The organism is Pseudomonas sp. Marseille-P9899, assembly GCF_903166565.1.
GTDB lineage: Bacteria > Pseudomonadota > Gammaproteobacteria > Pseudomonadales > Pseudomonadaceae > Aquipseudomonas > Aquipseudomonas huaxiensis.
Genome location: NZ_CAESCG010000003.1, coordinates 719,076 through 740,000, shown reverse-complemented (window position 1 = coordinate 740,000; position 20,925 = coordinate 719,076). Strand labels below are relative to the sequence as shown.

At 63.4% G+C, this 20,925-nt stretch carries 17 protein-coding genes and 1 pseudogene; 7 read left to right on the top strand and 11 right to left on the bottom strand.

The annotated features are described in order from the left end of the window. The first annotated feature begins 201 nt into the window (after positions 1 to 201). On the top strand, positions 202 to 1,278 hold the full coding sequence (locus HWV67_RS19090; protein WP_175652361.1) for a diguanylate cyclase: 1,077 nt from the start codon (positions 202 to 204) through the stop codon (positions 1,276 to 1,278). 57 nt (positions 1,279 to 1,335) lie between these two features. Further along, positions 1,336 to 3,926 (top strand): annotated as a pseudogene (locus HWV67_RS19085) (bifunctional diguanylate cyclase/phosphodiesterase). Between the two features lie 24 nt (positions 3,927 to 3,950). Here the strand turns inward: HWV67_RS19085 and HWV67_RS19080 are convergent. Then, a complete protein-coding gene (locus HWV67_RS19080; protein WP_175652359.1) occupies positions 3,951 to 4,274 on the bottom strand; it encodes a DUF2025 family protein in 324 nt (107 codons plus the stop codon). 200 nt (positions 4,275 to 4,474) lie between these two features. Here HWV67_RS19080 and HWV67_RS19075 point away from each other — a divergent pair, with 200 nt between their 5' ends. Next, the gene (locus HWV67_RS19075) at positions 4,475 to 5,689 is read left to right on the top strand and encodes a GAF domain-containing sensor histidine kinase (RefSeq protein WP_175652358.1); all 1,215 of its coding nucleotides are present in this window, start codon (positions 4,475 to 4,477) and stop codon (positions 5,687 to 5,689) included. On the opposite strand, the gene HWV67_RS19070 is transcribed toward HWV67_RS19075, so the two are convergent. Then, entirely contained in the window at positions 5,628 to 6,545 is a 918-nt protein-coding gene (locus HWV67_RS19070; RefSeq protein WP_175652356.1) for a LysR family transcriptional regulator, read from the bottom strand. The genes HWV67_RS19075 and HWV67_RS19070 overlap by 62 nt on opposite strands. Positions 6,546 to 6,664: 119 nt before the next feature. On the opposite strand from HWV67_RS19070, the gene HWV67_RS19065 reads away from it, so the two are divergent. Beyond that, positions 6,665 to 7,423: an SDR family NAD(P)-dependent oxidoreductase gene (locus HWV67_RS19065; RefSeq protein ID WP_175652355.1), complete on the top strand. Its 759-nt coding sequence runs from the start codon at positions 6,665 to 6,667 to the stop codon at positions 7,421 to 7,423. Here HWV67_RS19065 and HWV67_RS19060 read toward each other — a convergent pair. Beyond that, positions 7,420 to 8,208: a LysR family transcriptional regulator gene (locus HWV67_RS19060; RefSeq protein WP_175652354.1), complete on the bottom strand. Its 789-nt coding sequence runs from the start codon at positions 8,206 to 8,208 to the stop codon at positions 7,420 to 7,422. The genes HWV67_RS19065 and HWV67_RS19060 overlap by 4 nt on opposite strands. A 100-nt stretch (positions 8,209 to 8,308) precedes the next feature. On the opposite strand from HWV67_RS19060, the gene HWV67_RS19055 reads away from it, so the two are divergent. Further along, entirely contained in the window at positions 8,309 to 9,037 is a 729-nt protein-coding gene (locus HWV67_RS19055) for an SDR family oxidoreductase (protein WP_175652353.1), read from the top strand. Here HWV67_RS19055 and HWV67_RS19050 read toward each other — a convergent pair whose 3' ends face one another. The 6 genes from HWV67_RS19050 to HWV67_RS19030 all read right to left on the bottom strand — a co-directional run bounded on the left by HWV67_RS19050 (position 9,038) and on the right by HWV67_RS19030 (position 13,116). Then, positions 9,038 to 9,895, bottom strand: coding sequence for an efflux RND transporter periplasmic adaptor subunit (locus tag HWV67_RS19050; RefSeq protein WP_175652351.1), 858 nt, complete (start codon positions 9,893 to 9,895; stop codon positions 9,038 to 9,040). Between the two features lie 11 nt (positions 9,896 to 9,906). After that, the gene (locus HWV67_RS19045; RefSeq protein WP_175652349.1) at positions 9,907 to 10,113 is read right to left on the bottom strand and encodes a DUF1656 domain-containing protein; all 207 of its coding nucleotides are present in this window, start codon (positions 10,111 to 10,113) and stop codon (positions 9,907 to 9,909) included. Further along, positions 10,100 to 12,088, bottom strand: coding sequence for an FUSC family protein (locus tag HWV67_RS19040; RefSeq protein ID WP_175652348.1), 1,989 nt, complete (start codon positions 12,086 to 12,088; stop codon positions 10,100 to 10,102). Before HWV67_RS19040 ends, HWV67_RS19045 begins: the two co-directional genes overlap by 14 nt. Positions 12,089 to 12,296: 208 nt before the next feature. Beyond that, positions 12,297 to 12,413 carry a cytochrome c oxidase subunit CcoM gene (gene ccoM / locus HWV67_RS31925; RefSeq protein WP_042122864.1) on the bottom strand — a complete coding sequence of 39 codons (117 nt, stop codon included), beginning with the start codon at positions 12,411 to 12,413 and terminating at the stop codon, positions 12,297 to 12,299. 133 nt (positions 12,414 to 12,546) lie between these two features. Then, the gene (locus HWV67_RS19035) at positions 12,547 to 12,717 is read right to left on the bottom strand and encodes a hypothetical protein (protein WP_175652346.1); all 171 of its coding nucleotides are present in this window, start codon (positions 12,715 to 12,717) and stop codon (positions 12,547 to 12,549) included. A gap of 66 nt (positions 12,718 to 12,783) precedes the next feature. Further along, entirely contained in the window at positions 12,784 to 13,116 is a 333-nt protein-coding gene (locus HWV67_RS19030; RefSeq protein ID WP_110971810.1) for an aspartate-semialdehyde dehydrogenase, read from the bottom strand. Positions 13,117 to 13,305: 189 nt separating this feature from the next. Here HWV67_RS19030 and rapA point away from each other — a divergent pair, with 189 nt between their 5' ends. Beyond that, positions 13,306 to 16,152 carry an RNA polymerase-associated protein RapA gene (gene rapA / locus HWV67_RS19025; protein ID WP_175652345.1) on the top strand — a complete coding sequence of 949 codons (2,847 nt, stop codon included), beginning with the start codon at positions 13,306 to 13,308 and terminating at the stop codon, positions 16,150 to 16,152. Positions 16,153 to 16,182: 30 nt separating this feature from the next. Here rapA and HWV67_RS19020 read toward each other — a convergent pair whose 3' ends face one another. Continuing rightward, positions 16,183 to 17,538 carry a spinster family MFS transporter gene (locus HWV67_RS19020; RefSeq protein WP_175652344.1) on the bottom strand — a complete coding sequence of 452 codons (1,356 nt, stop codon included), beginning with the start codon at positions 17,536 to 17,538 and terminating at the stop codon, positions 16,183 to 16,185. A gap of 282 nt (positions 17,539 to 17,820) precedes the next feature. On the opposite strand from HWV67_RS19020, the gene HWV67_RS19015 reads away from it, so the two are divergent. Further along, on the top strand, positions 17,821 to 20,079 hold the full coding sequence (locus tag HWV67_RS19015) for a bifunctional diguanylate cyclase/phosphodiesterase (RefSeq protein ID WP_175652342.1): 2,259 nt from the start codon (positions 17,821 to 17,823) through the stop codon (positions 20,077 to 20,079). Here the strand turns inward: HWV67_RS19015 and HWV67_RS19010 are convergent. Beyond that, a complete protein-coding gene (locus HWV67_RS19010; RefSeq protein WP_175652341.1) occupies positions 19,979 to 20,869 on the bottom strand; it encodes an NAD(P)-dependent oxidoreductase in 891 nt (296 codons plus the stop codon). The two genes, HWV67_RS19015 and HWV67_RS19010, sit on opposite strands and share 101 nt — an antisense overlap. Positions 20,870 to 20,925 lie beyond the last annotated feature (56 nt).

The window sequence follows — 20,925 nt, the reverse complement described above, 5'->3', positions numbered from 1 at the left end:
GTCACCCCTGCAATAGGCCCTTTTCCCGCAAAAGCCCTTCCTTATATAGAGAGAACAATCCCCTGCTTTGCCTGCGGATTAACAGGTTGCCGCCAGCAACCTTTAAATGGCTCGCAAGGCCATTCTTGAGCGGTGCGTGAATGTTCAACAATATTCAGGCGAATTATGCGATAAACGGCGCCCCCGGAAAAAACGAACACCATGACGGACAATAAACGAGGCAAGGGACTTTCATTTGTCAGGAGGATCTATGCACCGCGCACCATCGGCATGGGTATCGGTCTGCTCGGTGTGTACGCCGGCATGCTGCCTCTGGACCCACCACCATGGGTATGGGCAGTCATGTTCTTCAATGGACTGCTCTGGCCACACCTGGCCTATCAGATAGGCCTTCGCTCGCGCACGCCCTACCAGGCAGAACAACGCAACCTGCTGATCGACTCCCTGACTGGCGGCTTCTGGACCGCCAGCATGCATTTCAATCCGCTGCCGAGCATTACCATCCTGTCGATGATGACCATGAACAACGTGGCCGCCGGCGGCCAGCGCCTGTTCGTGCGCGGGATGCTCGCGCAGATCGCCGGCATGCTGATCGCCATCGCCCTGTTCGGCCCCGGCCTGCAACTGGTCAGCAGCAACCTGCAGGTCTATGCCTGCCTGCCGATGCTCACCCTTTATCCGCTGGCACTCGGCTGGGTGTGCTATCGCCTGGCGATCCAGCTTTCCGAGCACAAACGCAGCCTCAGTGCATTGAGCCGTACCGACAGCCTCACCGGCCTGCTCAATCACGGCTCATGGAAGGACCTGCTGCAACTCAAGTTCCAGACCTGCCAGCAACAACTCAGCAGCGCCGTGATCGCGATCATCGACATCGACCACTTCAAGTCCATCAATGACACCTACGGCCATGTGGTCGGCGACGCCGTACTACGCCACCTAAGCGCCGAGCTGAAGATCGGCCTGCGAGAAGATGACCTGGCCGGGCGCTACGGCGGCGACGAGTTCTGCGTAATCCTGCCCGACACCAGCCTGGAGCAGGCCGCAAGAATCATGGAGCGCCTGCGCCAGCGGGTTGCCAGCTACCGCGACCCCGCCCTTCCCGAGCTGCGTATCAGCCTGAGTATTGGCCTCGCCATCTGTCGCACCGACTTCGACGACCCGGTGGCCTGGCTCAACGAAGCCGACAAGGCGCTGTACACGGCCAAGAACAGTGGTCGCGACCGGGTCAATTTTGTCGGTGGGGAAAACGTGCCGTCCAGAGTCGCCTATCCTGAGTGAAGTCAGCCCGCGCCGCACGAGCCCGTGCGGTGCGCGCCCACAGGATTTGGCACCGCCATGGAAAGGAACACCACCGCTCGTCAACGCTGGGCTCAGCCCAGGTTGCAAACGCGAAAACTGATTACCGGCGCTGTCCTGCTGTTTTCGCTGGCCTGCCTGATTGCCCTCGGTGCCCTGTTCAACATCGCCTATCAGTTGAACCAGAGCGAAAGCCGGCGAAGCATCTTTCACACCGACCGGGCCCTGCACCAGCGACTCGACGCCTCTCGCCAGTTTCTCTCCAGCTACGCCGTGTGGGATGCCGCCTACCAGCACTTCAAAGGCGACCCGGACACACGCTGGGCATATATAGAGAAGAACATCGGCGAATCCCTCTACACCGCCAGTGGCTATGAAGGTGTGTTCGTCATTGATGAGCAGCGCACCAAGTACGCGTTGTTCAAGGGCCAGCCCAGCGACTCGCCGATAACCGCCTACCTCGATACCCCGCTGGAAGCCCTGGTTGCCGAAGCCCGGGGCCTTGCGGCAAGCCGTCGTCAAGTGAGCCGCTACGTGCTGTTCAATGGCTGGCCGGCGCTACTCAGCGCTGCGGCGATTCGCCCGGACGACGATGTACTGCGGATTGATCCGCAAACCGCCCCGGTCCTGATCTTCGTTGACCAGTTGACCCAACCCAAGCTCGACAAGCTCGCCAGCGATGTCGGCCTGGATACCATGCACATCGTCAAAGCCGGCGATGAATCCGTCAGATCCGTGCGCCTGCCGCTGGACAGTATCGGCTACAGCCTGCAATGGAGCCCGCCGCGTCCCGGCGACCACCTGCTCTGGGCCGTACTGCCGCCACTGCTCGGCGCGATCCTGGTGCTGGGCCTGTTGATGGCGTACTTCTTCCGTTATGCGCTGCACGCTTCACGGGAAATCGACAGCAACCTGAATGCCCTGCAAGACAGCAACCAGGCCCTCGAAGCGAGTGAGCAACGCTTTCGCGCCGTGGCCGAGGCCGCATCGGACTGGATCTGGGAGGTCGACCGCCATCAACGGCTGACCTACCTGTCGCAACGTTTCGTCGATGTCACCGGCTACCGTACCGAAGACTGGCTGGGCCAACCGCTGAACCTGCTGCTCACCTGCGAAACCACGCCGCTGGGCGCCTGGCTCGACAACCTTGACGAACCACCCGGCCAGCAGGCGTCGCATCTGCGCTGCGCCTATCGCGACCAATACAACCAACTGCGTTTTTGCCGGCTTTCTGCGCGACCGATCTACCTCAAGGGCCAAACGGCGGGCTTTCGCGGCACCGCCAGCGACATCACCGACGAAGTCGCGGCCCATGCGCGCATCCAGCACCTGTCGATGCACGACGCGCTGACCGGCCTGGCCAATCGCAACAAGCTCTCGCGGTTCCTTGAGCAGGCGCTGCTCAAGGGCCCGGATGCGCCGCCGCTCACTCTGATCCTGCTCGATCTGGACAGCTTCAAGCCGATCAACGATTCCCTCGGCCACGCTGCTGGCGACGCGGTGTTGCTGGAGGTGGCCGCACGGCTGCGCGACTCGACCCGGGACGGCGACCTGGTGGCTCGGCTTGGCGGTGACGAATTCGTGCTGGTGATCGCCAAGCTGGACAACCGCAGCGAAATCGACCGTTTTTGCGCCCGCCTGATCGAAAACCTGCACACCCCCATCCTTTATGAAGATCACAGCCTGCATATCGGCGCCAGCCTGGGCATCGCCCAGACCCGCCTGCACGGCACCGATGCCGGCGAACTGATCCGCTGCGCGGACATTGCGCTGTACCAGGCCAAGGCCCAGGGCAAGAACACCTGGCGTTACTTCTCGGCGGAGATGAACCAGCAGATCCAATACCGCCGGCAACTGGAAAACGATTTGCGCCGCGCCGTGAAGAACCACGAATTCGTCCTGCACTTCCAGCCGCGCTATCGCCTGCAGACCCTGGAAATCGTCTCGGTCGAAACCCTGTGCGCTGGCAGCATCCGGTCGAAGGGCTGCTCGGCCCGGACACCTTCATCCCCCTCGCGGAACAAACCGACCTGATCGTCCCGCTGGGCCTGTGGGTGTTGCGCAGCGCGTGCGAGATCGCCCGCGGCTGGCCGGGAGCGTTACTGGTGTCGGTAAACCTGTCGCCGGCGCAGTTCTCCCGCAGCGATGTGGTCGCCGATGTCCGGCAGATCCTCATGGAAACCGGCTTCCCGGCCCAGCGCCTGGAACTGGAGATCACCGAGAACGTCATGCTCAACGATATAGAAGGTGCGCTCGGCACCATGAATGCGCTGAAGGAACTCGGCGTGCGCCTGAACATGGACGACTTCGGAACCGGCTACTCATCGCTGGGTTACCTGCGCACGTACCCCTTCGACAGCATCAAGATCGACAAACGCTTCGTCGCCGGGCTCAGCAGCGACAGCAATGACCGCGCGGTGGTCCAGGCGATCATCAACCTCGGCAAGGCCCTGGGCCTGACCGTCACCGCCGAAGGCGTGGAAACCGAGCAGCAGCTCAAGGCGCTGAGCATGGAAAACTGCCATGAGGTCCAGGGCTTCTATTTAAGTCACCCGCTGGAGCGCGCAGCATTCGAACAGTTGCTCGAACGCCATCGCGAAGAAAGAAGTGAACGCGGGCAAGCCGGTTAGACCGGCTACGCCCGCCCGACGCGCTCAGCCCACCCGACGCCGCTGCGCCATGATTTCCGGCAGGTCACGCCGCCGCTGGTAAACCCGCAGCGGTTCGCTGACGTTGAGCCGATCGTCGACGTTCTGTGCCAGCAACACATCGATCAGTTCGCGACTGAGGGTCATGGCCTCGCCATCGTTACCCTGCCAGACGAATTCGCTGCTGGGCGTGATGCTGTCATCGGCCACATCCATTCCGAACGAGTCTTCGCTGAAACGCACGATGTGCTTGCCGAGTTTGCGGTGGAAACCGACGAAGCCCTTGAGCTGGTCGGCGGCGGAGCAGATGTCCTGAGACGTGATGTGCATGTCAAACCTCGCTGAAAACACCCAAAAGGATGCAGGTCAAAAAGAGTTGGCACGCAAGTAGATGGGCATTCCTCTGACGGGAATGCTCGGGTTGCACAAGAGTAATGGAAATTACTTACCGCTTGTTCCGATTTTTCTATCTCATCGCGGATGCTCGCTACACTTGCAGCCGACATTCGATTTTCTGCAGCCAATGTTCCATGAAGACTTCAATATTTCCAGACAGCGCTACCATCAGCCGTATCCAGGTAGTGCCCGCCATTCTCCAGGTCATCAGCGAAACCACTGGCCTGCGCTTTGCCGCCATCGCACGGGTGACGGAAACCCGCTGGACCGCCCTCGCCGTTCTCGACACTCTTGGCTTCGGCATGAAGGTCGGCGACGAGCTGGATGCCCGCAGCACGCTGTGCGGTGAAATCCGCCGCACCCACCAGACCCTCGTCATCGACAAGGCCAGTGAAGATGCCACCTGCCTCGAGCACCCTGCTCCGCGCACCTATGGCTTCGAAAGCTATATCGCCGTGCCGGTGTTTCGCAGCGAAGGCAGCTTTTTCGGCACCATCTGTGCGTTTGATCCACTGCCGCGATCACTCAAAGGCAGCGCCATCCAGCCGATGATGGAAGCCTTCGCCCGGCTGCTGACCATCCAGATCGAAAGTGAGGAAAGCGCCCAGCGCACGGAAATCGCCCTGGAGAAAGAACGAGAAATCGCCGCGCTTCGTGAGAAGTTCATCGCGGTGCTCGGCCATGACCTGCGCAACCCGCTGTTCGCCATCACCGCCGGCGCCGAACTGCTGGTCAAGCGTCTGAGTGACGAACGTTCGCGCAATATCGCCGGACATATCCTCACCTCCGGTCGCCGGGCGACTCAACTGGTGCGCGATGTTCTGGATTTCGCCCGTGGGCGACTGGGCGACGGCATTCCGCTGAGCATCCTGCCCTGCCCGGACCTGGGCGAAGCGCTGCAACATGTCGCTTCCGAGCTGCACCGGGTGCACCCGCAACGCCAGATACAACTGAACATCGCCGACCTGTCGAGCATCTATTGCGACCGCGAACGCATCTGCCAACTGCTCTCCAACCTGATCGCCAATGCCGTGCAACATGGCGACGAAAGCAGCCCGATCACCGTCTCGGCGATGATGGAGGACAACCTGTTCATCCTCGGCGTGCACAACTTCGGTCCGCCGATCGCGCCGGACGTGGTGACGCAACTCTTCGAACCGTTTTCCCAGCTTCCGTCGGAAACGCCCCAGGTCGGCCTCGGACTTGGCTTATACATCGCCAAGCAGATCGCCCTGGCCCACGGCGGGCACATGGAGGTGCGCTCGTCCGCCGAGGCCGGGACGTTGTTCAGCTTGTACCTGCCGGTGGATCGAGTTGAGTCGCCAGCACTCCCGCCAGCCAATCCATGAACACCCGCACCCGCGGCGGCAAGTAGCGCTGGCCGGCATAGAGCAGCGACACCGGCATGGCGGCCGGAACATGATCGGGCAACAACGCCACCAGTTGCCCGCGCGTCAGGTAGTCGCGCACGCCGATCCAGGGCGACTGGATGATGCCCAGCCCGGCCAGCCCGGCGCTTTCATATGCATCCGTGTTGTTGGCGGTAATGGCCCCGCCCATGCTCACGAAACGGGTAACGCCCTGTTCCTGATACTCGAAGCCCGGGCTGCGCGAACCGAGGGCCTGCACGTAGTGCACCAGATGATGGGACGCCAGATCCGCCAGCGACGTAGGCGTGCCGAAACGCGCGAGATAAGCCGGGCTGGCGCAGTTGACCATGGCCAACTGGCCCAATGGCCGTGCCACTACCGCCAGGTCGCTCAAGGCGCCAATGCGCATCACGCAATCGAAACCTTCGCGCAGCAGATCGACCTGACGGTCGGTACAACTCAGTTCAACGCTCAAACCCGGATGCGCCGCCATGAATTGCGGTAGTTGCGGCAGGATGATGCGCCGGGCCATGCGGGTCGGCAGATCGACCCGCAGGCAGCCACTCAGCTCGGCGGGGTCGGCGCGGAACAGGCCCTCGATTTCCTCCATCCGCGATAGCAGCTCTTTACTACGCTCGTAGAGCAGCAGGCCGTCCTGGGTCGGCTGCACACGGCGCGTGGAGCGGTTGAACACGCGCGCGCCGAGCTGGCTTTCCAGCGTCCGGATCTGCTCGGACACGGTCGAACGCGGAAGACCAAGCTGCTCGGCGGCCTGGGTGAAACTGGCCAGTTCATTGACCCGGATAAAGGTTCGCAGCAGTTCCGGCTTGAGCATGGGCAGCGCCTGATTGTCCGATTGACCCGAACAGTATTTCCGAATATTGCGGATTTATCAGCCCATACGCGACCAATAGACTTTGCCCATCCCGACTATCCCCTCCAGAGGTACAGCGCATGTCTCGTAAAATCGCACTCATCACCGGTGCCAGCCGTGGCCTGGGCAAGAACGCCGCACTGCACCTCGCGGCGCAGGGTTTCGACATCATCGGTACCTATCACAGCAAGGCCGGCGAAGCGCAAACGCTGGTGACCACGCTTGAACAGAGCGGCGCCCGCGCCGCCATGCTGCAACTGGACGTCGGCAACAGCGCCAGCTTCGAGGCCTTCGCCAGCGCCTTGGGCGAAACACTGAAACGCGACTTCGGCCGCAATCACATTGATGTGCTGGTGAACAACGCCGGCATCGGCATCAACGCGCCCTTCGCCGAAACCAGCGAGGCGCAGTTCGACCAGTTGCTCAACATCCAGCTCAAGGGCCCGTTCTTCCTCACCCAGCGCCTGCTGCCGCTGATCGCCGATCAAGGCCGGATTATCAACGTGTCGACCGGGCTGACGCGCTTCGCCCTGCCCGGCTATGCCGCCTACGCCGCGATGAAAGGCGCCATGGAAGTGCTGACCCGCTATCAGGCCAAGGAGTTGGGCCAGCGCGGCATCCGCGTGAACATCCTCGCGCCGGGGGCCATCGAGACCGACTTCGGCGGTGGCGTGGTGCGCGACAACTCGGACGTCAACGCCTTTGTCGCCAGCAACACCGCGCTGGGCCGGGTCGGTCTGCCGGACGATATCGGCGCCGCGATTGCGCTGCTGGCCAGTGACGGCGCCGGCTGGGTTACCGGCCAGCGTCTGGAAGTCTCGGGCGGGATGTTCCTTTAATCCGCCGAGGCGCCCAATGCCACCCGCAACTGCGCCAGCGCCGGCAGTTGCAGGGCCTGGGCGGCATAGCACAAACCGACACGGCGACTCAGGGCCGCGCCTTGGCACGGTCGCCAGTGCACGCCCGGATGATGTTCGACCAATGATTGCGGCAGCAGCGCCTGCCCCAACCCCGCCGCCACCATATGCACCGCCTGCTGCAGGCTGGCGGCGGTGCCGGCGCAATCCTGCACGGCATCGCCATAAAAGCCGAGCAGGCGCTGGTGCGACGGCTGCTGCGGGCACGTGATCCAGCGCAACGCCGCGCCACTACTCGGCAGCGCCAGCACGAACGGCTCGTCCCACAGCGGCAGGAACAGTTCGTCCTCGCAGCACAGTGATTCGACGCCGAGCCGCGCATCGCCCGCGCACCCGTCCAGCAGCGTCAGTTGCAATGACGGCAGCGCCGCGCTGGCCATGCGGAGGAAGGATTCCACCTGGCTGCCGGCAATATCCGCCTCAATCCCCAATTGCAGCACCAATTGCTGACGGCCTTCGCGAAAACTCAGGCTCAACGCCTCGGCCTCGGCCACCATCCGCTGCGCCTGCGGATACAGCACCCGCGCCTGCTCGCTGACGTCGACGCCACGGGCCTGACGCAGGAACAAGGCGACGCCGAGCTCTTCCTCCAGTTGCCGGATGGTCACCGATAGCGACGGCTGGGCCACGCACAGGCGCTGCGCGGCCGAGGTGATGTTGCGTTCTTCGAAGACCGCGATGAAGGCCTTCAGGTGTCGAATATCCATAGTCATTTCCGATGCCAGCCAGCGGAATAAGCCGTTTCTCAAGACTTTCCGGGCTCAATAGAATTCAGCCATTCAAATTGATTATGCCTTGGAGGTCATCATGCTCAAGCCCCTGATTATCATCACCGGTGCCAGTTCCGGTATCGGCGAAGCCTGCGCGCGGCTGTTTTCGCAGGCCGGCCACCCGTTGTTGCTGCTGGCCCGCCGCCTGGAACGAATGCAGGCACTGGCGTTGCCCAACACCCTTTGCCGCGCCATCGATATCCTCGATCGCGAGGCTTTCGCCGCTGCTGTGAACGAGGCCGAGGCGACCTACGGCCCAGCTGATGCGCTGATCAACAATGCCGGCGTCATGCTGCTCGGGCAGATGCACAACCAGGACCCGGCGCAGTGGGAGCGCATGCTCGACGTCAACGTCAAAGGCCTGCTCAACGGCATTCACCTGCTCGCCGCCGGGATGGTCGAGCGCCGCCACGGTACGCTGATCAACGTCAGTTCGGTGGCCGGGCGCAAGACCTTCCCCAACCATGTCGCCTACGTCGGCACCAAGTTCGCCGTGCACGGGATTTCCGAAAACCTGCGCGAAGAGCTGTCGCCGCACAACGTGCGGGTGGTGACCATCGCCCCCGGCGCGGTGGAGACCGAACTGCTCGGCCACACCACCGACGAGGCGATCAAGCGCGGTTACGAAGACTGGAAACAGCAGGACATGGGCGGCCAGGTGCTCAGTGCCGAGGACGTTGCCGGTTCCATCCTCTGGGCCTACCAGCAGCCGCAGCACGTGTGTATCCGCGAGATCGTCCTGGCCGCAACCCGCCAGCAGCCCTGATCAGTACTCCTCGACCTGGACGCTGGCGGTCATCCCGGCGCTCAGGGCGAACCCTTCCGGCACCTCGTCGAGGCTGATCCGTACCGGAATGCGCTGGGCCAGGCGCACCCAGTTGAAGGTCGGTTCGACTTCGGCCAGCAACTGGCTGTCCGGGGTGGCGTTGCGGTCGGTGATGCCACGGCTGATGCTCTGCACGTGGCCTTTCATCGGTTCGCCGGCACTCATCAGCCAGATGTTCACCGGTGCGCCGACCTTGATCCGCGGCAGTTTGGTTTCTTCGAAATAGGCCTGCACATAGAACGTCGAGTCGTCCACCAGGGCCATCACCGGCTGCCCGGCGTTGACGTAGTTGCCTTCGGCCAGGCGCAGGTTGGTGATGTGTCCGTCGCGGGGCGCCTGGACCTTGCTGCGGGCCAGGTTGATGGCGGCGAGTTTGGCATCGGCCTGGGCCTGACGCAGTTCGCCGCGGGCCACGGCGGCGTTGATCTGGGCGTTCTCGCGCAGCTCGGCGCTGATCGCCTGCGGACCCAACGCGGCCCGGCGTGAAGCCTCGTGTTCACGCAAGCGCAACTGTTGCTGGCGGGTTTCGGCCACGGCGTTGGCCTTGTCCAGCGCCGCCTCGAAACGGTCGCTGTCGATGGACATCAGCAATTCGCCGGCTTTCACCTGCTGGTTGTCCTTGACCTTCAATTCACGCACCCAGCCGGAAACATCCGGGGCGACGATCACCACATCGGCGCGAATCTTCGCGTCGCGGGTCCAGGGGGTGAGCATGTAGTACTGCCACAAGTGGGTGCCGGCGAACACGGCCACAGCCACCAGGCACAGGGTCAGGGCGATACGCACGGTGGTACGCATGGACAAACTCCTCAGACAGTTCCCAGGTACAGCGTTACCAGGGTCAGGATGCAAACGAACAAGGCGCAATCGAACAGCGCTTCGTGCCAGATCCAGCGCCCCACCGGGGTCAGGCGCAGGAGCAGACGCACGAGGCCGGTGAGCAGCAGCGCCAGCACGACATAAATCAGAAACGGACTGAGCAGGACCCCGCCCAGCGCCCATTCACGCAAGCCCATGGATTTCCTCCAGCCGGCGGCACCAGCGGCCCCAGCTCTTTTGCAGTTGCAGAACGGCGCCCACCGCCAGGCGCAGGGCGTCGCTGGTTGGCTGAGCCTGCAGCGCGGCGATAAAGGTGGTGGTCGCCTCGTCCAGGCGGTGTTCGCGCCCCGGGCCCGGACCTAGTGCCAGCACCGCCTGCAAGTGTTGCAGGTATTCGCGCTGGGCCGACTCCACCGGCGCCCGGGCTACCGCCAGGCACATGCGCAGGTGCAACAACTCGTCGCCCATGTCCAGGCCATGCAATCCGTCGTCCCAACGTCCGCGCTCCTGCTCGGGCAGTGCCGCGAAGTGCCGCGCCAGTTGCAGCAGGCGGTCGGCCATGCGTCCGCCAAACCAGGTTTCCGCCCCGCGCAGTTCACGTCGGGTCAGGCGCACCAGATCGCTCTGGGTCGCGGCGCGCAGGCGCCGGCCGTGCCAGGCGGGATTACGCAGCACCAGCAGCTTGAATGCCAGAACCGCCACCCCGACGCCGATCATCATCGCCTGGCCATTGTTGAGAAAAGCCTCGACGCTGAAACTCATGTTGTTCAAGGGCGAGACCAGCACGATGAAATGCAGGCAATACGAGGTGGCTGTGGCGCCGATTCGCGGGTTGGCCATGCCCAGTGCGCCGAAAAACAGCGGAACGCCCATCCCCAGGCAGAGCATGGCGAAGCTGCTCCACTGCGGCAGCAGGATCTGCCCGACGAAGAACGCCACCGGCAGCGCCAGCAGAATGCCGCGCAGAAAACTCATGCCGATCTGCGCGCCGTTTTCGCGGCTGGCGAACAGGCTGCAGACCACGCAGGTCAATACCAGCCCGCCCGGCGCCGCGGTCCAGGCGGTGGCCATCCAGAAGCTGGCCATGGCCAGGAACGCCAAGGCGCTGCGCGAACCGAACAACAGGCCCAAGGGGAAATCGCGGTGCACGGCAAGGCTGTCCGGCAGATCCGCCGGCGCCTTGCCTTCTTCTACCGCGTGCAGCGCGTGGGTCGCGGCGGCGGCGTTGTCCAGCAGCAAGGTCAGGCGCGCCAGGCAATAGTGTTCGGCGGCGCTGTCACGCAGGTCCTGAGCGCCCTGCCAGACCCGCTGGCGCAGCGCCAGCAGTTGCTCGGCGTCAGGCGCGGCCAGGGCCGCGCGCACCTCGTCGAGCCAGGGCCGCAAGTGCTCCGCTTCGCCCTCGTCCAGTTGTCGCCATTGTCGGCGTACCGAACGGGCGATACGCAGCAGGATCAGCAGTTTCTGGCTCAAGCCGCGAATGGCCCGGGCGCGCTCACGGCCCAGGCGGCCTTCGAACCAGGCGTGTTCGCGCTGCGAATCGACGGCGACGATGCGCCCGAGGATTTCCACCAGGCTCTTGCGCCCTTCTTCATCGCCGGCAAGCGTCGCGCTGGCCGCCTGCAATCCGCTTTGCCAGGCCTGGCGCGCCTGCCCGGCCAATTGCTGCTCGACGCGCATCGGCCAGAGCAAGGCGCTGCTTAAAGTGGCGCAGATGATGCCAAGGCTGATTTCAGTGCAACGCGCCACCGCCTGATCGAACACCAGCAGCGGATGATTGACCGTGGGCAAGGCGATGATCGCCACGGTGTAGCCGGCCAGCACGAACGCGTAGGCCCAGGCGCTGCGCAGCAGGGTCGAACAGGCGGTGCACAGGCCCAGCCACAGCGCCAGGCAGATCAGGAACAGCCAGGGTGTCTGGGCGAACACGGCGATGAACACCACCGACATCACCGTCCCTACCAGCGTCCCGACCAGGCGCGCCAAACCCTTCTGCAAGACCATGCCGGACAACGGCTGGGCAACGATGAACGCGGTCATCAAGGCCCAGGCCGGCTGCTCCAGCCCCCAGCGCAACGCCAGCCACAAGGCCAGTCCGCCACCCAGCAAGGTCTTGATGGCGAATTGCACGGCAAGGGTGTTGGGCGCAAATAGCGCCTGCAAAGTGATCGGCACGGAGCGAACCTGAGGACGGTGGGGTTAACGATAGACAGAGGTGACAGGAAAAGAACTGAAACAAATTATTAGCTAGCTAACTATCAGAGTCCAGTGCCTTTTTCGATGTTGCCTTGCTACCCGCCTCGTCCTGCAAAAAACGCAGACAAAAAAAGGGGCGACCGAAGTCGCCCTAAATGCCTTGCGTGCTCGTTGTATCGGGAAGGAATCAGCGATCTTTGCGCTTCTGCGAGTCCTTCCAGATGAAAAGTCCGAAGCCGGCGAAGAAAACAAACATCAATCCGACTGTGACTACCCCTGCGACAACCACATTATCGAAGAACATGTTGGCCTCCATTTGCCGTGCCTGTCCGATGAGTGAACAGTAGCGAATGTGCCGGGAGGGAAAATTGATCGAGGTCAATAGCGCCCTGAGCGGGCGCCGGAGGCGGGAGCAGGCTTGACCTGCATCAAGATTTTCAGCGCTTGGCGGGTTTGCCCTTGGGCTTTTTCTTGCCTTTCTTGGCGGCGCCCAGAGGCATGGCCTGCTCGAAGGCGTTGCGCACCTCGTTCAGGCGTTTCTCTTTAAGGTCGTGGACACGACGGGCGCGCTCGGCGCCGAAATCAATCAGGTTGTCGTCTTGGCTCATGGTCGGGCTCTGAGGCAGCGAAGGCTCCATGATGAAGGCTGATGCCGGTGCTGAACAGCCCGGCGGTCAGACTTCGATGTCCACCAGCAACCCTTGACGGCCTTCACCGCCCATCAGCGGGGCCACCGGCACGGTGTTGTCGGCGTTGAGTTCGTCGCCGGGCATCGGCTGATAAGGATCGTCGTCCTGTTCCTGCGACGCCTGCTGGCCCTGGCGCCTGCGCTGTTCTTCGCGCAGGAGCACGGCGGCCTGCTCGGGGTGGCGATGCTTGAGATCGATCGTCCCGTCGCTGGAGCTGGGCTGGGTGGGCACCACGGGCTTGATGTCCGGGGTCGGTTTGACCGGGTCCAGTTGCGACGTGACGGGCACGGCGCTCAGCGGAATCATCGGTGGCAGCATGGTGAAGGGTCTCCTGTTGCCTCTGTGTCGGCACGTTTGACCACGGCTTGAGCAAGGAGTGCCGGCAACTGTGAGCGGCGTCACGGCGTGGAACCGACGCCCGGTCACCCGCTCATGGGCCAGAACCTTTGGTCAATACGCCGCTATCCGTTAAGATAGCCAGCTTTTTCATGGCGGGAGTCAGGCAGTATGGTGCAGCAGTATCAACCGGGGCAACGCTGGATCAGCGACAGCGAAGCCGAGCTGGGTCTGGGTACCGTCCTCGCACAGGATGGTCGCTTGTTGACCGTGCTCTACCCGGCCACTGGCGACACTCGCCAGTACTCACTGCGCAACGCCCCCCTGACCCGGGTGCGTTTCTCTCCAGGCGACCAGATCACTCACTTCGAAGGTTGGAAACTGACCGTCCGCGAAGTCGAAGTGATCGACGGGCTGCTGGTCTATCACGGCCTCAACGCACAGAACGAGGCGTGCACCCTGCCGGAAACCCAACTGTCGAACTTCATCCAGTTCCGCCTGGCCAGCGACCGCCTGTTCGCCGGGCAGATCGACCCGCTGCCGTGGTTCTCCCTGCGCTACAACACCCTCGAGCACACCAGCCGCCAGTTGCAGTCGTCGCTCTGGGGCCTGGGTGGCGTACGCGCCCAACCGATCGCGCACCAGTTGCACATTGCCCGTGAAGTAGCCGACCGTATCGCCCCGCGGGTATTGCTGGCGGACGAAGTGGGCCTGGGCAAGACCATCGAAGCCGGCCTGGTGATCCACCGCCAACTGCTGTCCGGCCGCGCCAACCGCGTGCTGATCCTCGTCCCGGAAAACCTCCAGCACCAGTGGCTGGTGGAAATGCGCCGACGCTTCAACCTGGAAGTCGCGCTGTTCGATGCCGAGCGCTTCATTGAAAGCGACGCCAGCAACCCGTTCGAAGACGCCCAACTGGCGCTGGTCGCGCTGGAATGGCTGGTCGACGACGAGAAAGCCCAGGACGCGCTGTTCGCCGCGGGCTGGGACCTGCTGGTGGTCGACGAAGCGCACCACCTGGTCTGGCACGAAGAAAACGCCAGCCCGGAATACGCGCTGGTCGAGCAACTGGCCGAGGTTATCCCCGGCGTGCTGCTGCTCACCGCGACCCCGGAACAGCTCGGTCAGGACAGCCACTTCGCGCGCCTGCGCCTGCTCGATCCGAACCGTTTCCACGACCTGGCCGCGTTCCGCGCCGAGAGCGAGCACTATCGCCCGGTCGCCGAAGCGGTACAGGAACTGCTCGACGAAGGCCGCCTGTCGCCCAAGGCCCACGCCACCATCCAGGGTTTCCTCGGTGCCGAAGGCGAAGCCCTGCTGGCAGCCGTCAACGATGGCGACACCGAGGCCAGCGCTCGTCTGATCCGCGAACTGCTCGACCGCCATGGCACCGGCCGCGTGCTGTTCCGCAACACCCGCGCCGCCGTCCAGGGTTTCCCGCAGCGCCAGTTGCACGCCTATCCGCTGCCGTGCCCCGACCAGTACATGGAGCTGCCGGTTGGCGAGCACGCCGACCTCTACCCGGAAGTAAGCTTCCAGGCCCAGGGCGACAGCGATGAAGAAAACCGCTGGTGGCGTTTCGACCCGCGGGTCGACTGGTTGATCGACACCCTGAAGATGCTCAAGCGGGTCAAGGTGCTGGTCATCTGCGCCCACGCCGAAACCGCCATGGACCTGGAAGACGCCCTGCGCGTGCGCTCCGGCATTCCGGCCACGGTGTTCCACGAAGGCATGAGCATCCTCGAGCGCGACCGTGCCGCAGCCTACTTCGCCGACGAAGAGTTCGGCGCCCAGGTGCTGATCTGTTCGGAAATCGGCAGCGAAGGCCGCAACTTCCAGTTCTCCCATCACCTGGTGCTGTTCGACCTGCCGGCCCACCCGGACCTGCTGGAACAGCGCATCGGTCGTCTGGACCGGATCGGCCAGAAACACACCATCGAGCTGCACGTTCCGCACCTGCAGAACAGCCCGCAGGAACGCCTGTTCCAGTGGTACGACCAGGCGCTGAATGCCTTCCTCGCCACCTGCCCGACCGGCAACGCCCTGCAGCATCAGTTCGGCCCGCGCCTGCTGCCGCTGCTGGAAGACAGCGACGACGACCAGTGGAAAGCCCTGATCGACGAAGCCCGCGCCGAGCGTGAGCGTCTGGAAACCGAACTGCACAGCGGCCGCGACCGCCTGCTGGAGCTGAATTCCGGCGGTGCCGGCGAAGGCCAGGACCTGGTGGAAGCGATTCTCGAACAGGACGATCAGTTCACCCTGCCGATCTACATGGAAACCCTGTTCGACGCCTTCGGCATCGACAGCGAGGACCATTCGGAAAACGCCCTGATCCTCAAACCGAGCGAAAAAATGCTCGACGCCAGCTTCCCGCTGGGCGACGACGAAGGCGTGACCATCACCTACGACCGTGACCAGGCGCTGTCCCGCGAGGACATGCAGTTCATCACCTGGGAACACCCGATGGTGCAAGGCGGCATGGACCTGGTCCTGAGCGGCTCGATGGGCAACACCGCCGTCGCGCTGATCAAGAACAAGGCGCTCAAGCCCGGCACCGTGCTGCTGGAACTGCTCTATGTCAGCGAAGTGGTTGCCCCACGCGCGCTGCAACTGGGCCGTTACCTGCCGCCGGCGGCGCTGCGCTGCCTGCTCGATGCCAACGGCAACGACCTGGCTTCGCGGGTGTCGTTCGAGACCCTCAACGACCAGCTCGAAAGCGTGCCGAAGGCCAGCGCCAACAAGTTCATCCAGGCCCAGCGCGATGTGCTGACGCCACGGATCAACGCCGGCGAAACCAAGATCCAGCCGCGCCACAACGAGCGCGTAGCCGAAGCGCAACGCCGCCTGGCTGCGGAAACCGAAGAAGAGCTGGCACGCCTGACCGCGCTGCAAGCGGTCAACCCGACCGTGCGCGACAGCGAAATCGACGCACTGCGCAAGCAGCGGGAAGATGGCCTGGCGATGCTGGACAAGGCAGCGCTGCGGCTTGAGGCGATTCGGGTTCTCGTCGCCGGTTGAAACCATTGGGGCCGCAATGCGGCCCCAATATCACACTGCTTCGGCGGCCTTGCCGCCAAGCCCTTCAGCTTCCTCCAACATCCCCGCCTTCATCTTCTGCGCATCGCGACTGAAACTCCGCGCCGCAAACAGCAGAAACACCAACGTAAACAGCAAGGCCACCGGGATCAGCCCCATGGCGTCATGCAGGCCCACGGCCTTGAACGCCTCGCTCATTTCCAGCGCCCCCGCCTCGAGCATCGCCACCTTGGCGTAGTGATCCGACAGCGATCCCACCACCACCGGCCCCAAGCCACCGCCCAGCAGATACAGCCCGGCGAAGAACAACGCCATGGCCGTCGCCCGCAAACGCGGCTGGACCACGTCCTGAATCGCGGTGTAGACGCAGGTGTAGAAGTTGTAGGCAAACAGCCAACCCACGCCGAACATCGCGACGAATACGCCGATCTCCACCCGCCCGGCATACAGCGCCCAGCCCGTCCCAAGCGTAGCCACCAGCATGCTGAACGCGCCGAACAGCAAGCGGCCGGCGGGCATGCGCTGGTGGATCTTGTCGGCAACCCAGCCGCCGAGGGTCAGGCCAAACAGCCCAGTTACACCGACGATCACTCCAGTTGCCACCGCCGCCTGCTGCAACGACAGCAGGAAGTAGCGCTGCAACATCGGCACCATGAACGAGTTGCAGGCGTAAGTGGCAAAGTTGTAGCTCAGCCCGGCCAACACCAGCCAGCCGAAGGTGGGAATGCTCAAGACCCGGCGCAGCGGACGGTCCAGCGGCGTCTGGGACGAGGCAACGGCTTCCGCCGCGCCCCGCGCCGGTTCGCGAATCATGAACATGAACAGCGCCAGGATCACCCCGGGCACCGCAGCAATGAAGAACGGCGCGCGCCAGCTACCAAAGGCCTGGACCATCGCCCCGATGGTGAAGAATGCCAGCAACAGGCCCAGCGGCAGCCCGAGCATGAAGATGCCCATGGCCCGGGAACGGCGCTCGGCGGGGAACAGGTCGCCGATCAGCGAGTTGGCTGCGGGCGCATAGCTGGCCTCACCCACGCCGACGCCCATGCGCACCAGCAGAAACGTCCAGAAACTGCCGACCATGCCGTTCACTGCGGTCAGCCCGCTCCAGACCGCCAGGCCCCAGCCCATCACTTTGCTGCGTGATCCGGTATCGGCCAGGCGTCCCAGCGGCAGGCCGGCGATGGCGTACACCAGGGTGAATGCGGTGCCGATCAAGCCGATCTGCAAGTCGCTGAGGTGCCATTCCAGGCGGATCGGCTCGATGACGATGGCGGGAATGGTGCGGTCGAAAAAGTTGAACAGGTTCGCCAGGAACAACAGGAACAGAATGCGCCAGGCATTGGCCGCTTGGGTGGGGGTATGCATCAGTCAGATCCCTCTTGTTTTTGTCAGTGCGCGCCAGTACGCCGGACAAAATCTAGAAGGCAATCTCAAGGCTGTCTGCCATCATCCATACGCTTGATGACGGGTAATTGTAACCATTTGCGCCGTTAGAACCGTTGGCTATGAACGTCATCACCAAATCATTGAAATCAATCTGCCATTAATCCCGATGCCTCAGCACGGTCTTTCTATACTCAGCAAAAGAAAAGAGTCTCCAGGCGGTGTGGGGACGAGTGCGAACTCGGCTGAACTGGGAGGCACGCTATGGAATGGCTGCACATGCTGCTTGCCGATCATCCGGCGGGCCATTTTGCTCTGGCTGTACGCCATAATCCCTACCTGATATTCCTCGCCTATCTGGTGATGTGCGCGGGCAGCTTCGCCACCCTCGATATCATCGAACGCATCGGCGACAGCGAACACGCTGCCGCCCGTCGACGCTGGAAGATTCTGGGTGCCTGCTGCCTGGCCTGCAGCGTGTGGGCCATGCACTACATCGGCATGCTGGCCTTCGAAACGACGCTGGAAGTCCACTACGACATGTTCCTCACCGGCGTGTCGCTGCTGATCATGCTGTCCGCCGCCCTCTGCGCCATGAACATCCTCGGCCAGCCCCTGCCACGCACTCGCCATTACGCCCTCGCCGCGCTGTGCGTCGCAGCCGGGGTGGCGATCATGCACTACACCGGCATGGCTGCCATGCGCTCCAACGCCTTGCAACACTACAACCCCGCACTGGTGCTGGTGTCGGTGATCGTCGCCCTGATCGCCGCGCTTTTGCCACTGTTGATGGCCCGCTACCTGCGTGGGGGCAATAGCTCCCGCCCGCAACTGTTCAAGTACGGCGCCGCCGTGGTCATGGCCGGGGGCATCATTGCCACCCATTACACCGGCATGTGCGCCCTGAGCCTGACCCTGCCCGACGGCACCAGCACGCAGATGGCGCTGAGCGACAACAGCCTGCAACTGAGCCTGACCATCGCCGTGATCACCCTGCTGATCAGCGGCAGTTGCATCAGCGCGGCGCTGTCGGACAAGAAGCTGCAAAGCAAGGAGCAGGACCTGCAGCGGGTCAACACCCTGCTCACCCAGCTCGACCAGGCCAGGGTTTCGCTGCAACAGGCCGCGCACTACGACGCCCTGACCAACCTGATCAACCGCCGCGGCTTCAACCAGATTTTCGCCGAGCGCCTGGCCGAGCAAAGCCAGATCGGCGGCATGCTCGGGGTGATGTTCCTCGACATCGACCATTTCAAGCGCATCAACGACAGCCTCGGCCACGACGCCGGCGACCAGTTGCTCAAGGCTATCGCCAACCTGATCAAGGCCGCGACCCGTAATCAGGACGTGGTGGCGCGGCTCGGCGGCGACGAGTTCTGCATCCTCTTCAACCTGAAAAGCCCGGATGAGGCCCGCGGCCTTGCCCAGCGCATCCTGCAGAAGGTCCGCGAGCCGATCGACCTGGCCGGGCGGCGCATGGTCATGACCACCAGCATCGGCATCAGCCTGTTCCCGGACGACGGCGGCAGTTGCGACGAGCTGCTCAAGCACGCCGACCTCGCGCTCTATCAATCCAAAGGCAGCGGGCGCAACAAGCTCAATTTCTTCAGCGACAACCTCAAGACCCGCGCCACCCTGGAACTGCAACTGGAGGAAGAACTGCGTATCGCCCTGCTGGAAGAGCGCGGCCTGCGCATTCACTACCAGCCGATCTACGAACTTGCCAGCGGCCGGGTGACCAAGCTCGAAGCGCTGATTCGCTGGCAGCATCCGCAACATGGCCTGCTCAGCCCCGACCGTTTCATCGGCATCGCCGAAACCAATGGCTTGATCGCCGACCTGGACCTGTGGGTCATGCGCCGGGCATGCCTGGACCTCGCCGAACTTAGCCAGCACGGTTTCGGTGATCTGAAAGTGACGGTCAACTGCTCCGCTCTCACCTTGGGCCGCGATGAGCTGGCCAACGAAGTTCAGGAAGCGTTGCTCGGAGCCGGCCTGCCGGCCTGGCGCCTGGAGCTGGAAGTGACGGAAAACGCCTTGATGGCCAATATCCACAGCACCATCGCCCTGCTGCGGCGGATCCGCGAGCAGGGCGTGTCGCTGTCTATCGATGACTTTGGCACCGGCTATTCATCGCTGGCCTATCTCAAACGCCTGCCGCTGGACACGCTGAAGATCGACCGTTCGTTCATCCAGGACGTGCCGCGTTCACGGGCGGACAAGGACATCGTCCAGGCAATCATGGTCATGGCCCACACCCTGCACCTGAAAGTGATCACTGAGGGTGTGGAGACCGAGGAACAGTACGAATTCCTCCGGCAACTGGAGTGCGACGCCATTCAGGGTTACCTGCTCAGCCGGCCGGTGCCGCTGGAAGCGCTGCGCGATGTGCTCAACGAGCTCAACCACCGCGAAGAACGGCTTATGGCTTGCTGCGATACAGATCAATCAGCGTCGCGGGATCTTTTTCCAGATAGCCCTGAGCGCCATGCAGGCGCATCAACTGCGCGGCCAGTCCGCTGACCGGGGTTGCCGAGCCCTGCTCACGGGAGAATTTGACGGCGGTATCGAGGTCCTTGAGCAGGGTCCGCACATGCCATTTCACCGGTTCGAAACGGCTTTCGGCCATTTGCGGCGCAAGGATCTGCAAGGGTTTCGAGTCGGCGAAACCACCGGCCAGGGCTTCGGCGATCAGGCTGGCATCGACCCCGGACTGCTCGGCCAGCGCCACCACTTCGGCAATCACCAGCGCATTGCAGGCCACGATCATCTGGTTGCAGGCCTTGGTTACTTGCCCCGCCCCTACCCCGCCCATGTGCGTCACCCGCTGACCCAGTGACAGCAAGGCCGGACGCACCCGCGCCAGGTCGTCCGCCTCACCGCCAACCATGATCGCCAAAGTGCCGGCCTCAGCGCCCGGGGTACCACCGGACACCGGCGTATCCAGCCAGCTCATGCCGCTGGCGGCCTTGAGCCGCGCGGCCATTTCGCGGGTAGCGGTCGGTTCCAGGCTGGAAAAGTCCATCAGCAACTGCCCGGCCTTCGCCGTGCTGGCGATACCCTCGGCACCGAACACCACGTCATGCACCACCGAGGTGTCCGCCAGGCACAGCATCACCACATCCGCCGCCTCGCACAGCTCGGCCGGCGTCGCCACTTGCCGGGCTCCGGCGGCCACCAACGGTGCGCATTTATCCGGCGAGCGGTTCCACACAGTCAGCGAAAAACCCGCCGCCAGCAGGCGTCGGCACATGGGCAGGCCCATCAGACCGATACCGGCAAAGCCCAGGGACAACGGCATTGGATTGCTCATCTACAGCTCCAGACAATTAAAGAAGTTGACGACTTGGACGATTCAGAAGGGGTACG